We start from the raw sequence: 13,950 nt of genomic DNA on the forward strand, positions 1-13,950 counted from the left end.
CCCCCACCCTAAGGCGGGTTGCCAGCATTCAGGGCCGGTGCCAGCATCTCAGGGGTTTGGGTGAGGAGGTTTTCGTGATGCGCAGTTTGCTTGTGCCGGTGATCGCAATGCTGTCGGGCTTTTCGGGTGTGGCCCTTGCGCAGGACCTTCTGCCTGAGCGCCGCTCGGTGATCGCTGAAGGGATGGATCTGCCGGGCGGAGATTTGCGCAGCCTCCTCAGCACCACGCTCGAGAGTTGTGAGCAGGCCTGCCTCGCCGACAGCGCCTGCACCGCCTTCACCTTTAACGCGCGCAACGGCTCGTGTTTTCCGAAATCGGGGGCCGGGGCACCCGTGGCCTATGACCGCGCCTTCTCCGGTCTGGTGCAGGAACTGCCTGCGGGAGCGCAGCAAAGCGCACGCGACCGCGCTGCGGCGCTGCCTTTTCTGCGGCGCGGGTTGTGGGAGGGGGCAAAGACCCAGGCCCGCACTCTCAGCCGCAGCCATGTGGCAGGCGGCTTCAGCGCCGATGCCCTGCGTGAAGCCGCGCGCGAGGCAGAGACCTCCGGCGATCTGCCTCGCGCCCTCGCCATGCGGGGGGCTGCGGTCACCGTCAGTGACACCGCAGGCGACTGGGCGGATTATGCGCGCCTCAGCCTGTCGCAATCGGGCCCGCAGGACGGTGCCCGCGCCCGCACGGTGGCGCTGAATGCCGCACTCAACGCCTGGCTGCGCGCCCCGGACACCCCCGCCACGCAGCATAATCTTCTGAGCCTGCTGTCCCAGGCGCTGGAGCAGAACGGCATGGGCCGCGAGGCGCTGAAAGCGCTGCGCTATGCCCAAAGCCTCAGCCCGCGGGACGACACGGCGACCGCGATTGACCGCCTGGCCGGGCTTTACGGCATGCGGATTGAGAGCCACCGCATCGAATCCGATCTCGCCTCCCCCCGCCTTTGCGCTGAATTCACCGAAGAGCTGGTCGCGGCAGGCGTCGATTACACCCCTTACGTTCAGCTTCCCCAGCCCGGCATGACGGTCGAGCCCGGCGGCTGGCGCGAACTTTGCGTGGCAGGCCTGAAACACGGTGAACGCGCCTCTGTGACCTTCCGCGAGGGGCTTCCGGCAGCGGATGGTCAGGTGCTGGCGAAATCGGTCACGCTGACCGGCTATGTCCGGGATCGCAGCCCGATGGTGAATTTTCCGGGGCGCGGCTATGTGCTGCCGCGCGGCGGGCAGACCATGCTGCCGGTCAGCACCGTCAATGCCACCATGCTTGAGCTTGAGCTTTACAGCCTTGCCGATCGCAACCTGATCCGCTCGCAGCAGCAGGGTTGGTTTGGCGAGCGCCTTGACGACTGGGACCGCGAGCGCTTCGCCCGCGACGCCGGGGAAAAAATCTGGTCGGGCAGCGCCACGGTGGGTCAGGAGACCAACCGCGATGTGCTGACCCGCCTGCCGCTGGCAGAAGCGCTGAAAGACCGCCCCGCCGGGATTTATGCGCTGCGCGCCCGGGTGCCGGGAGCTGAGGATGAATATGAAAATCCCTCGGCCTGGCAATGGTTTGTGGTGACCGATCTGGGCGTTGCCAGCTGGTCGGGCGCGGATGGCGTGACCGTTGCGGTGCGCTCTCTCTCGGATGCGAAGCCGAAAGCGGGCGTGAAAGTCGATCTGCTCACCCGCTCCAACCGCGTGGCGGGCACGGCGACGACCGATGCTGAGGGTGTGGCGCGCTTTGACGCCGCGTTGACCTCGGGTACGGGGGCGGCGGAGCCTGCGATGCTGCTGGTCAGTGAGGGAGAGAGCGATTTCGCCTTCCTGTCGCTCTCAGAGCCTGAATTTGACCTGACCGACCGCGGCGTTGCCGGGCGCGAAGCGGCCCCGCCGATTGATATTTTCGTCTCAACCGACCGTGGCGCTTACCGCGCCGGTGAGACGGTTCACGCCACGATCCTCGCCCGCAACGGCGATGCCCGGGCGATCGCCGGTCTGCCGCTGACCGCCCGCCTGCGCCGCCCCGACGGGGTTGAGCATTCGCGCCAGCGGATTTCCGATCAGGCCGGGGGATTCACCCTGGCGGCCCCCCTCGGGGCCAATCCGCCGCGCGGCTCCTGGCGGCTGGATATTCTGGCCGATACCGGCGCAGCCCCGCTGGCCAGCCAAAGCTTCCTCGTTGAAGATTTCCTGCCCGAACGCATTGATTTCACCCTGACCGCAGCGGAAGGCGCGGTGGATGCCTCCGCGCTCTTTCCGGTGGAGATTGAGGCCCGCTATCTCTTCGGCGCCCCCGGAGCCGATCTGAGCGGGGAGGCAGAGGTGCTGTTGCGCAACACTGACCGGCTGGAGGCCTTCCCCGACTTTCGCTTTGGCATGGCGCGGGAGGCCCTGGCCTCGGAACTCTTCCAGATTTCCGCCCCGCCGGTCACCGACGCCGCGGGCAAGGCCCTGCTGGAGGTCGCCCTTGAGACCGAGCGCTTCCGCGCCCGTCCGACGGAACTGGAACTGCGCGTCCGCCTCTCCGAAGGCTCGGGCCGACCCGTAGAGCGGCGTCTGAACCGCAGCCTGCGCCCTGAAAGCGCGCTGATCGGCATCCGCCCCCAGGCTGAAGATGTGCTGCCCGAAAATGCCAGCGCGGGCTTTGATCTGATCGCCACTGAGGGCGAGGTGGCAGCCTCCTGGCGTCTCGAGCGGCTGGAGACGCGGTATCAATGGTATCGCGCAGGCGGCGACTGGTCCTGGGAGCCGGTGACCAGCCGCACCCGCGTGGCGGAAGGCGATCTGACCCTGACCTCAGTGCCGCAGCCCGTCACCGCGCCCACCAACTGGGGCGAATATGAGCTGACGGTGCAGGCGAAAGACGGCTCCACCGCCTCCTCCTACCGCTTCAGCGCGGGCTGGTATGTGCCCGCCGATACCGCGCGCACGCCGGACCTGCTGGAACTGTCGCTCGATAAGCCCGCCTACCGCCCCGGCGAGACCGCGAAGCTGCGGATCGTGCCGCGTGCGGGGGGAGTGGCGGTCATCAGCGTGATGACGAACCGGCTTGTCGCGCTGACCTCGGTTGATGTCAGCGAAGGTGAAAATCTGATTGATCTGCCGGTCACCGATGACTGGGGGGCGGGGGTCTATGTCAGCGCTTCGGTGATCCGTCCGGCGGATGTGCAGGCGGGCCGCACCCCCTCTCGCGCGATGGGGATTGCCCATGCGGCGGTGGATCCGGGTGATCGCAAACTCAGCGTCTCGCTTGATCTGCCCGCAGAAGCAAAGCCGCGCGGCCCCCTGGATGTGGCCGTGAAGGTCGGGGGCGTCAAAGCCGGGGAGACGGCTTACGTGACCCTGGCTGCCGTGGATGTCGGCATCCTGAATCTCACCGCATTCAAAGCGCCGGAACCTTCGGCGCATTACTTTGGCCAGCGCCGCCTGGGCGTGGGCCTGCGCGATCTTTACGGGCGGCTTATTGACGGGCTGAACGGCACGGAAGGTCAGGTCCGCTCCGGCGGTGACAGCGCCGCACCGCGCCTGCAGGCCAAGCCCCCGACGGAAGAACTGGTCGCCTATTTTGAAGGTCCGGTTGAGGTGGGGGCCGATGGCACGGCGAAGGTCTCGTTCAACCTTCCGGCCTTTAACGGCACGGTGAAGGTCATGGCCATCGCCTGGTCCGCCTCGGGTCTCGGAGAGGCCAATGGCGAGGTGCTGGTGCGCGATCCGGTGGTGGTCAGCGCCAGCCTACCGCGCTTTTTGCAGCCAGGCGATGAAAGCCGCCTGCGGGTTGATGTGATCCACGCCATGGGGCCGACGGGCCGTGTCAGCCTTGACGCCAGCGCCGATGGCCTGGTCTTAGGCCAGGGCCCCTCGGGGCTTGATCTGACGGAAGGTGCGCGGGTGACCGCCAGCATTCCTCTGAAGGCCGAAGCCGAAGGCACCGGCCAGATCGACCTGCGCCTGACCACGCCGGACGGGCAAAGCCTGTCGCGGCCCCTGCAGGTCGCGGTGGTCTCCAATGATCCGGTGGGGCAGTTGCTGACCCGCCTGGAACTGGCACCGGGTGAAACCGCAACGCTGGATGAGGCGCTGTTTGCGGGCTTCCGCCCCGGCACGACCCATGGGCTGATCTCTTCGGGGACGCTGGCGCGCTTTGATGCGCCCGGTCTGCTCAACGCGCTCGACAGCTACCCCTGGGGCTGCACCGAGCAGTTGACCTCGCGCCTGCTGCCGCTGCTTTACTTCTCGCAGATGGCGGACGCCATCGGGCTTGAGGGCGGGGCAACGGCGAAAGAGCGGATCGGCCAGACCCTTCCGGCGATCCTGCAAAATCAGACCAGCGAAGGCGGTTTCGGCCTTTGGTCTGCGGGCGGCGAGAGCAACTTCTGGCTTGATGCCTATGTGACCGATCTGCTGTCGCGCGCCCGTGGCCTTGGCCATGAGGTGCCCGATGTCGCCTTCCGCAGCGCCCTCGACAATCTGCGCAACCGGGTGAACTACGCGGGCGACTTTGAGAAGGGCGGAGAGGCGCTGGCCTATGCGCTGATGGTTCTTGCCCGCGAAGGTGCAGCCGCCATCGGCGATCTGCGCTATTACGCCGATGTCAAAGCCCAGGCCTTCGCGACACCGCTGGCGCTCGCGCAACTGGCGGCGGCGCTCTCGCTTTATGGCGATCAGCCGCGGGCCGATGCGCTCTTCTCGCAGGCCGCCCGCCGCGCCCTCACCCCGCAGTCGGGAGAGGGCGAGCAGATCTGGCGTGCCGATTTTGGCAGCGCCCTGCGTGATGCGGCCGGTGTTCTGGCTCTGGCGCTGGAGCGTGGCAGCACGGCGGTGGACACGGAGGCTCTGGCCCAGCGCCTCACGGCACGCGCGGGTGAAAGGGCGCTCTCAACCCAGGAGCAGGCCTTCATTCTGATGGCCGCAGGCGGCATCGCCGATATCGGCGGCGCCTCCGGGCTGTCGGTCAATGACACCCCGGTTCAGGGTCAGCTTCTGCGCCGCTTTGATCCGGCCGAGGGGGTGCTGCAGGTGAAAAACACCAGCGACCGCGCCACCGTTCTGACCATCGCCGCCTTTGGCCAGCTGAGCGGAGAGAGCCGCTATGACGGCAATGGCTATGCCATCACCCGGCGCTACTACGACCTCGATGGCAAAGAGGTGCAGCCCGACAGCGTGAAATCCGGCACCCGTCTTGTCACGGTGCTGGAGGTGACCCCCACGGGTCGCGGAGAGGCCCGTCTGATGGTCACCGACCCGCTGCCCGCAGGCTTTGAGATCGACAACCCCAATCTCATGCGGGCAGGTCAGATCGCGGCTCTCGACTGGCTGAAGACCGAGACCGATATCACTCATTCGGAATTCCGCGAGGATCGCTTCATGGCCGCGCTCGACCGGCGGGACAACAGCGCCTTCCGGCTGGCCTATATCGTCCGCGCGGTCAGCCCCGGCAGCTTCCATCACGCCCCCGCCACGGTAGAGGATATGTACCGCCCCACCTTCCGCGCCCGCACCGACAGCGGACGGGTGACCGTGACGGAATGAAAGCGCGGCTTGTCTTTGCGCTGGCCGCAGCGCTCTGGGTCGCGGGAAGCGCCCGCGACCGCTTTGACGCCTGGGTTGCGGCCACGGATCTGCCCTCGCTGAGCCTTGCGACCGGGGCAGAGGTGGTGGCCCGCGATGGCCGGCTGCTGCGCGCCTGGACGGTGGCGGATGGTCGCTGGCGGCTGGCGGCGCAGCTGCAGACCACAGACCCTTTATGGCGCGCCATGCTGCTCGCCTATGAGGACCGCCGCTTTTACAGCCACGCGGGCGTCGATCTGCGGGCGCTGGCACGAGCCGCGCTGCAATCACTCCTGGCCGGACGGGTGGTCTCGGGCGGCTCGACCCTGACCATGCAGGTGGCCCGCCTTCTGGAGGAGAGCGGCACCGGAGCCTGGCACGGCAAACTGCGGCAGATGCGGCTGGCGCTCGCGCTGGAACGGCAGTTGTCGAAAGACGAAATCCTTGGCCTTTACCTGCATCTTGCCCCCTATGGCGGCAATCTTGAGGGGCTTCGCGCCGCCAGCCTCTCCTGGTTCGGGCGTGAGCCCTCGCGTCTCACGCCGGCCCAGGCGGCCCTTCTGGTCGCCCTGCCCCAAGCCCCCGAAGCCCGCCGCCCCGACCGCCACCCCGCTCGGGCCAAAACGGGCCGCGACCGGGTGCTGGCCCGCGCCGAAGCCGCCGGGTTACTGTCGCATGAGGAGGCTCTCGCCGCGCGGTCTGAGGCGCTGCCCCAGGCCCGCCGCGCTTTTCCGCAGCTTGCCCCGCATCTGACCGAGCGGCTGCGCCGCGAAACCCCCGGTGACCTTCGGATTGAGACGACACTGGATGCCACCCTGCAGACCCGGCTTGAAGCCCTGGCGCGAGAGGCTCTGCGCGGCGCGGGAGCGCGGGTGCAGATCGCGCTTCTGCTGGCCGATCATCAAAGCGGTGAGATCCTCGCCTCGGTGGGATCGGCTGCCTATGACAATGACAGCCGTCAGGGCTTTGTGGATATGACACGGGCGCTGCGCTCTCCGGGGTCAACGCTGAAGCCGCTGGTCTATGCCATGGCTTTTGATGAGGGCCTCGCCCACCCCGAGACGCTGATGGAGGATCGCCCCGTCAGCTTCGGGGCCTATGCGCCGCAGAATTTCGACCGCCGCTTTCGCGGCACCATCCGCGCGGCAGAGGCTTTGCGCGAGTCGCTGAACATCCCTGTGGTGACGCTGACCGAAGCCCTGGGACCGGAGCGTTTGTTGCAGGCCATGCGCCGCGCGGGCATGCGCCCGGTGATCCCCGGCCGCGCCACGCCCGGGCTTGCCATCGCGCTGGGCGGCATTGGCGTCACGCTGGAGGATCTGACCACGCTTTACGCAGCCCTCGCCCGGGGCGGCACGGTTCTGCCTCTCTCGACCCGACCGGGGGAGAGGCCGCAGGCGACGCGGCTTTTGTCTGAAGCGGCTGCCTGGCAGACCGGGCAGATCCTCGCGGGCATCACGCCGCCCGATGGCAGCCCCGATGGCCGCATCGCCTGGAAGACCGGCACCAGCTACGGCCACCGCGACGCCCTGGCGCTGGGATGGGACGGACGCTACGTGGCCGGGGTCTGGATGGGCCGCGCTGACGGCACGCCGGTGCCGGGGGCCTTTGGCGCAGGTCTGGCGGCGCCAGTGCTCTTTCAGATGCTTGCGCGCGCCACGCCGCAGCCGGTGCCGCTGCCCCCGCCGCCGCCCGCAACCTTGATGGTGGAAAATGCCCGCCTGCCGCAGCCTTTGCAGCGCTTTCGCCCGCGCGGTGCGATCCTGGCCCCGGGGGTCGCCCCTGAGATCAGCTTCCCCCCCGATGGCGCCGAAGTGGCGCTTGAAGGGGCCCCCCTGCTGGCACGGGTGCGCGGGGGAACGGCGCCCTATACCTGGCTTGCCAATGGCGCACCCTTGGAAATCGCCACCCGCAGCCCCGAGGTGCAACTGGCGCTGGCAAACCACGGCCCGCTTCTGCTGTCAGTCGTCGACGCCAATGGCCGGGCGGCGCGGGTGCAGCTGACCCTCTCTCCCTGACGGTGCAGGGCGCTTTCACGAAAAACCCCCGCCAGGGGCGGGGGATCGGATCACTCTGCTTTGCTCTCAGCCTGGGCCTTGCGCCGGGCGCGTTTGGCTTCGGCCTGGCGGGCCTGAGCGTTGTCATCGCCCATGTGTCTCACCCCCCGCGCTTCTGCGAGGCGGATCTGGTGCATCCGCTCGCGGAAGCCCGCGCGACGGGCCTCATCAAATTCACCGATGCAGGCGGCGCAGGAGACACCTTCCTCATAATCGGGATGCTGACGCCCCTCTGGCGAGACCGGGCGGCGGCAGGCGTGGCACATGCAGTAGTCGCCCTCAACCAGCCCGTGGCCGACCGAGACGCGCTGGTCAAAGACAAAGCATTCGCCCTGCCATTTGCTCTCGGTCTCCGGCACCTCTTCGAGGTATTTCAGAATGCCGCCCTTCAGGTGGTAAACCTCTTCCACGCCCTGCGAGATCAGGTAATTGGTCGATTTCTCGCAGCGGATGCCGCCGGTGCAGAACATCGCCACGCGCTTGTTGTGAAACCGCTCAGCGTTCTCGGCCCACCAGGCGGGGAATTCACCGAAAGACTTCGTCAGCGGGTCCACAGCGCCTTCAAAGGTGCCGATCGCCACCTCGTAGTCATTGCGGGTGTCGATCACCACCACATCGGGGGCCGAGATCAGCGCGTTCCAGTCCTTCGCCTCAACGTAATGGCCGACCTTTGCCCGCGGATCGACATCGGGCTGGCCCATGGTGACGATCTCGCGCTTCAGACGCACCTTCATCTTGCCGAAGGGCATCTCCGAGGCGGTGCTTTCCTTCCACTCCAGATCGGCGCAACCCGGCAGGGCGCGGATATGGGCGATCATGGCGTCGATCCCGGCGCGGGATCCGGCGATGGTGCCGTTGATCCCCTCCTGCGCCAGCAGCAGAGAGCCCCGCACGCCATGGGCGCGGGCCAGATCCAGAAGCGGCCCCTGCAAAGCAGCGGGGTCGGCGAAGCGGGTGAAGTGATAGAGCGCGGCGACGATATACATGGCCCCCATTTGCGCCCCTGCCCGGCGCTTCGCAAGAGGGTGCGCGCCGCGTGACCGCACAGATTTTGCCGCAGAGCCCGGTGAAATGCGCAAAGATGCGGTAGAAATTCCGCTTTAACCGGGTTTCGCGGCGATTGACGCCAGGGCACGGGACGCATAGGCACGACATCAGAATGCGGCCAGCGGGAGGGGGTTGCGGTGAGAGACGCGACAGAAGCCCTGATTGTCATCGATCTGCAGAATGATTTCTGCCCGGGCGGCGCTTTGGCCGTGGCGGCAGGCGATCAGATCGTGGCGGGGATCAACGCCCTTGCGGCAGAGTTTCAGACCGTCGCACTGACCCAGGACTGGCATCCGCAGGACCATCTGAGCTTTGCGGCCAGCCACCCCGGTGCGCAGCCTTATTCTGAAGTGGCCATGCCTTATGGTCCGCAGACCCTCTGGCCGGTGCATTGCGTGCAGGGCACAGCGGGCGCAGAGTTTCACCCGGACCTCGACACGCGGCCCGCGCAGCTGATCATCCGCAAGGGCTTTCGGCGCGGCATCGACAGCTATTCGGCTTTTTTTGAGAATGACCGCACCACCGGCACCGGGCTTGAGGGCTGGCTGCGGGCACGCGGGATCACCGGACTGACGCTGGCGGGGCTGGCGACGGATTTCTGCGTGGCCTTCTCGGCTCTGGACGCCCGCGCTTTGGGCTTTGACGTCACCGTGCGGCTTGATCTGAGCCGCGGGATTGATCTGGGCGGCTCACTGGCCTCCATGACGGAACGGATGCGCGCCGCGGGCGTGGTGCTGGAGGGCTGAACCGATGATGGATATCGCAACGCGGGTGCATAACAACAACTGGAAGATCGACCCGATCGTGCGTTCGCTGATCGACACCGATTTTTATAAGCTGTTGATGTGTCAGTCGATCTTTCGCAACAAGCCCGACACCGAGGTGGTCTTCAGCGTTAAGAACCGCTCCGCTTCGGTGCGGCTGGCCGATCTGATCGATGAGGGGGAGCTGCGCGAGCAGCTTGACCATGTGCGCTCGCTGTCGCTGTCGCGCGGGGAAAGCACCTGGCTGCGCGGCAATACCTTTTATGGCAAGCGGCAGATGTTCCGCCCCGATTTCATGGAATGGCTCGAGAAGGTCCGGCTGCCGGCCTATCACCTGGAAAAGCGCGACGGCCAGTATGAGCTGACCTTTGAAGGCAAATGGCCCGAAGTGATGCTTTGGGAAATCCCGGCGCTGACGGTGCTGATGGAGCTACGCTCGCGCGCCGTACTGAAGGGCATGGGGAAGTTTGAGCTGCAAGTGCTTTATGCCCGCGCCATGACCCGGCTTTGGGAGAAGATTGAGCGGCTGAAAACGCTGGAGCGGGTGAAAATCGCCGATTTCGGCACCCGTCGGCGGCACAGCTTCCTGTGGCAGGACTGGTGCGTGCAGGCCATGCAGGAAGGTCTGGGGCGCAGTTTCACCGGCACCTCAAACTGCCTGATCGCCATGAAGCGGGACATTGAGGCCATTGGCACCAATGCCCATGAGCTGCCCATGGTCTATGCCGCCCTGGCCGAAAGCGATGCGGAACTGGCCGAAGCGCCCTACCGCGTGCTGGCGGACTGGCATGAAGAGCATGACGGCAATCTGCGCATCATGCTGCCCGACACCTTCGGCACCGAAGGCTTTTTGAAGCGTGCGCCGGACTGGCTGGCCAGCTGGACCGGGATCCGGATTGATTCCGGCGATCCGGCAGAGGGCGCAGAGACCGCGATCCGCTGGTGGAAAGAGCGCGGTGAAGATCCGGCGAAAAAGCTGGTGATCTTCTCTGACGGGCTGGATGTGGAGGAAATCGAGCGGCTTTACCGTCAGTTCCATGGCCGGGTGAAAGTCAGCTTCGGCTGGGGCACCAATATGACCAACGACTTCCGCGGTCTGGTACCGAATGATGCGCTGGCGCCCTTCTCGCTGGTCTGTAAGGCGGTGAGCGCCAATGGCCGGCCCACGGTGAAGCTTTCCGACAATCCCAGCAAAGCCATGGGGCCTGCGGAGGAGATCGAACGCTATAAGCGGGTCTTCGGGGTCGGTGCGCAGACCGCCCGCCGGGTTGAGGTCTGAAACCTTCGCCTCCGGCGGGAGTATTTGGAAAAAGCCAAAGCCGCCGCGCCTCACAGCGGGCGGCTTTGCGCGTTCTGAGGCCTTTGCGCCGCTCTGTGCCCTTGACTTTAGGGCCGACAGAGCGTTTCACCACCTCTCAGATCCACGAGCCTCGGAAGAAGGGGAAGCCCATGCACGCCTATCGCAGCCATACCTGTGCGGGACTGAACAGCGCCAATGTGGGCGAGACCGTCCGCCTGTCGGGCTGGGTTCATCGCGTGCGTGACCACGGCGGCATTCTGTTCATCGACCTGCGCGACCATTACGGCATCACTCAGGTGCTGGCCGATGCCGACAGCCCGGCGCTTCCGGCGCTGGAAAAGCTGCGCGCGGAGACCTGTATCCGCATCGACGGCCGCGTGAAGGCCCGCGATGCAGCGCTGGTCAACCCGAAGCTGCCCACCGGTGAGATTGAGGTTTACGCGCTTTCGGTTGAGGTTCTGGGCCCGTCGGATGATCTGCCGCTGCCGGTTTTCGGTGAGCCGGAGTATCCGGAAGAGACCCGTCTGACCTACCGCTTCCTCGACCTGCGTCGGGAAACGCTGCACAACAATATGATCCTGCGCTCGAATGTGGTGCGCTCGATCCGCAACCGGATGTGGGACCAGGGCTTCAACGAGTTCCAGACCCCGATCATCACCGCCTCCTCGCCCGAGGGCGCGCGCGACTTCCTGGTGCCTTCGCGTCTGCATCCGGGCAAATTCTACGCCCTGCCCCAGGCACCGCAGCAGTTCAAACAGCTGCTGATGGTCTCGGGCTTTGACAAATACTTCCAGATCGCGCCCTGCTTCCGCGACGAAGATCCGCGCGCCGACCGCTCGCCGACCGACTTCTATCAGCTGGACATGGAAATGTCCTTCGTGACCCAGGAGGACGTTTTTGCAACCGTCCAGCCCGTCATCACCGGGATCTTTGAGGAATTCGGCAAGGGCCGTCCGGTCAATAAAGACTGGCCGCTGATCGCCTATAAAGATGCGCTGAAGTGGTATGGCTCTGACAAGCCGGATCTGCGCAACCCGATCAAAATGCAGGAAGTCTCTGAGCATTTCAAAGACTCGGGCTTTGCGATTTTTGCCAACCTGCTGAAGCAGGACGGCACCGAGATCCGTGCGATCCCGGCGCCCAAAGGCGGCTCGCGCAAGTTCTGTGACCGCATGAACGCCTATGCGCAAAGCCAGGGCCTGCCGGGCATGGGCTATATTTTCTGGCGCGAAGAAAACGGCGCGATGGAAGCGGCTGGTCCGCTGGCGAAGAACATCGGGCCCGAGCGCACCGAGGCGATCCGTCAGCAGCTGGGTCTGGGCGTGGGCGATGCGGCCTTCTTCCTGGGCGGCAAGCCGGAGGCCTTTGAGGCTGTGGCCGGTAAAGCGCGCAACGTCATCGGGTTTGAGCTGGGTCTGACCGATCTGAACCGCTTTGAGTTCGCCTGGATCGTCGACTTCCCGATGTATGAGAAGGATGCGGAAACCGGCAAGATCGACTTCAGCCACAACCCCTTCTCGATGCCGCAGGGTGGGCTTGACGCGCTGAACACCAAAGATCCGCTGGACATCTATGCCTATCAGTATGACCTCGCCTGCAACGGCTATGAGCTGATCTCGGGCGGCATCCGCAACCATACGCCGGAAGTGATGTTCCGCGCCTTTGAGATTGCGGGCTACGGCAAAGAAGAGGTCGAGAAGCGTTTTGGCGGGATGGTCAAAGCCTTCCGTTACGGCGCTCCGCCCCACGGTGGCTGTGCGGCCGGCATCGACCGCATCGTCATGCTGCTGGCAGATGAGCAGAACATCCGTCAGGTCATCCTCTTCCCGATGAACCAGCGTGCGGAAGATCTGCTGATGAATGCACCCTCTGAGCCCACCAATGCCCAGCTGCGCGAGCTTAATCTGCGGGTTATCCCCAAAGAAGCGTAAGCTGCGACATATTGTCATTGAGCCTGCCGGCGGCGTTGCTAATCTTCGCCGGCAGGCCCGCGCTTCGGGCCCATAAGGACCCGATATGCGTCTCAGCCCGAATGCCACCGGCGCCCTGATGGGGCTTGTTTCCTTTGCGCTTTTTGCCGGGCATGATGCGCTGATCAAAGGCCTTGCCGGGCGCTATACGGCGATCCAGATTTCCTTCACCATCGCCTGTTTCAGCTTTCCGCTGCTGATCGGCATGCTGGCCACGGACCGCACCGTGGGCACGCTTTTGCCGGTGAACCGCTATTGGGTGATCCTGCGCGGCATCACCGGGACCTTCGGGGCGGTGACGGCCTTTTACGCCTTCAAGCTGCTGCCCTTTGCGGAAGTTTATGTCCTTCTTTTTGCAACACCGCTTCTGGTTACAGTCCTGGCGGTGCCGCTTTTGGGAGAAAAGGTGGGACTGCGCCGGGCGCTTGCGGTGATCGCGGGGCTGATCGGCGTGCTGATCGTGCTGCGGCCCGGCACTTCCGCCTTTTCCATCGGCCATATCTCAGCCCTGGCCGCCGCCCTTTGCGGGGCGATGTCGGCCATCATCACCCGCCGCATCGGCCGTCAGGAGCGTCCGGCGGTCTTTGTGATCTATGTCACCATGACCAATTTCACGCTGATGGGTCTCGCGCTGCCTTTGGTCTATGTGCCGATGACCGGACCGGATCTGGCCACCATGGCGCTGGTGGCCCTGCTGGCCTTCACGGGGATGCAGTTCATGATCCAGTCCTATCGCCGCGCTGAGGCCGGGGTGGTCGCGCCGATGCAATATTCGCAGATGATCTGGGCGATCTTTTACGGCGCGATGTTTTTCGATGAAACGCCGGATGGCATCACCCTTCTGGGGGCTGCGATTGTCTCTGCCAGCGGGCTTTACATCGTTTTACGTGAGGCACGGCTGAAGACAGGCGCGGCCGCCGGCGGGGTGGTGCCGCAGTCAAATACTTCAACCTGTTCAGAAACTGCGAAAAACCCGGAATAAATTTCAAAAGCCCTCTTGCAGTCCCCGACGCCAGGGGGTATTCCCCCGCTCACGGTCGGAGCGTAGCGCAGCCTGGTAGCGCACCTGCTTCGGGAGCAGGGGGTCGGAGGTTCGAATCCTCTCGCTCCGACCATATACTGATGAAAAGACGCAGATAGTTCTGCCTTTTCAGTCAGACTTCCCGAATGAAATAAAGCGCCCTTGGGCGCTTTTTTCATTTTCGGCCAATTAGTTGTCTTCCTGAAACTCTTTGTGTTGATTGCCGCTTAGAACTGACCCATTTGGGGCGATAATTTCCATTGAGATTTGACCCA

7 protein-coding genes and 1 tRNA gene are annotated in these 13,950 nt (G+C 65.2%); 7 read left to right on the forward strand and 1 reads right to left on the reverse strand.

Going from position 1 to position 13,950, the window contains the following annotated elements:
* The first annotated feature begins 77 nt into the window (after window positions 1-77).
* Both EP867_RS11960 and pbpC read left to right on the forward strand, forming a co-directional pair.
* Window positions 78-5,498: an alpha-2-macroglobulin family protein gene (locus tag EP867_RS11960; protein ID WP_128489509.1), complete on the forward strand. Its 5,421-nt coding sequence runs from the start codon at window positions 78-80 to the stop codon at window positions 5,496-5,498.
* Window positions 5,495-7,534 (forward strand): penicillin-binding protein 1C, encoded by a 2,040-nt coding sequence (gene pbpC, locus EP867_RS11965; RefSeq protein WP_128489512.1) that lies wholly within the window; start codon window positions 5,495-5,497, stop codon window positions 7,532-7,534. The genes EP867_RS11960 and pbpC overlap by 4 nt, the downstream gene beginning before the upstream one ends.
* Window positions 7,535-7,584: 50 nt before the next feature.
* Here pbpC and trhO read toward each other — a convergent pair whose 3' ends face one another.
* Complete coding sequence (gene trhO / locus EP867_RS11970) at window positions 7,585-8,559, reverse strand: oxygen-dependent tRNA uridine(34) hydroxylase TrhO (RefSeq protein WP_128489514.1); 975 nt, start codon at window positions 8,557-8,559, stop codon at window positions 7,585-7,587.
* 198 nt (window positions 8,560-8,757) lie between these two features.
* Here trhO and pncA point away from each other — a divergent pair, with 198 nt between their 5' ends.
* The 5 genes from pncA to EP867_RS11995 all read left to right on the forward strand — a co-directional run bounded on the left by pncA (window position 8,758) and on the right by EP867_RS11995 (window position 13,769).
* Window positions 8,758-9,366, forward strand: coding sequence for a bifunctional nicotinamidase/pyrazinamidase (gene pncA, locus EP867_RS11975; protein WP_128489515.1), 609 nt, complete (start codon window positions 8,758-8,760; stop codon window positions 9,364-9,366).
* A 4-nt stretch (window positions 9,367-9,370) separates the two neighbouring features.
* On the forward strand, window positions 9,371-10,663 hold the full coding sequence (gene pncB, locus EP867_RS11980) for a nicotinate phosphoribosyltransferase (protein WP_128489516.1): 1,293 nt from the start codon (window positions 9,371-9,373) through the stop codon (window positions 10,661-10,663).
* Window positions 10,664-10,833: 170 nt separating this feature from the next.
* Complete coding sequence (gene aspS / locus EP867_RS11985; RefSeq protein ID WP_128489517.1) at window positions 10,834-12,615, forward strand: aspartate--tRNA ligase; 1,782 nt, start codon at window positions 10,834-10,836, stop codon at window positions 12,613-12,615.
* Window positions 12,616-12,700: 85 nt separating this feature from the next.
* Window positions 12,701-13,636 (forward strand): DMT family transporter, encoded by a 936-nt coding sequence (locus EP867_RS11990; RefSeq protein WP_128489518.1) that lies wholly within the window; start codon window positions 12,701-12,703, stop codon window positions 13,634-13,636.
* 56 nt (window positions 13,637-13,692) lie between these two features.
* Window positions 13,693-13,769, forward strand: a tRNA-Pro gene (locus EP867_RS11995).
* Window positions 13,770-13,950: the final 181 nt, after the last annotated feature.

Source organism: Falsigemmobacter intermedius (assembly GCF_004054105.1).
Lineage (GTDB): Bacteria > Pseudomonadota > Alphaproteobacteria > Rhodobacterales > Rhodobacteraceae > Wagnerdoeblera > Wagnerdoeblera intermedia.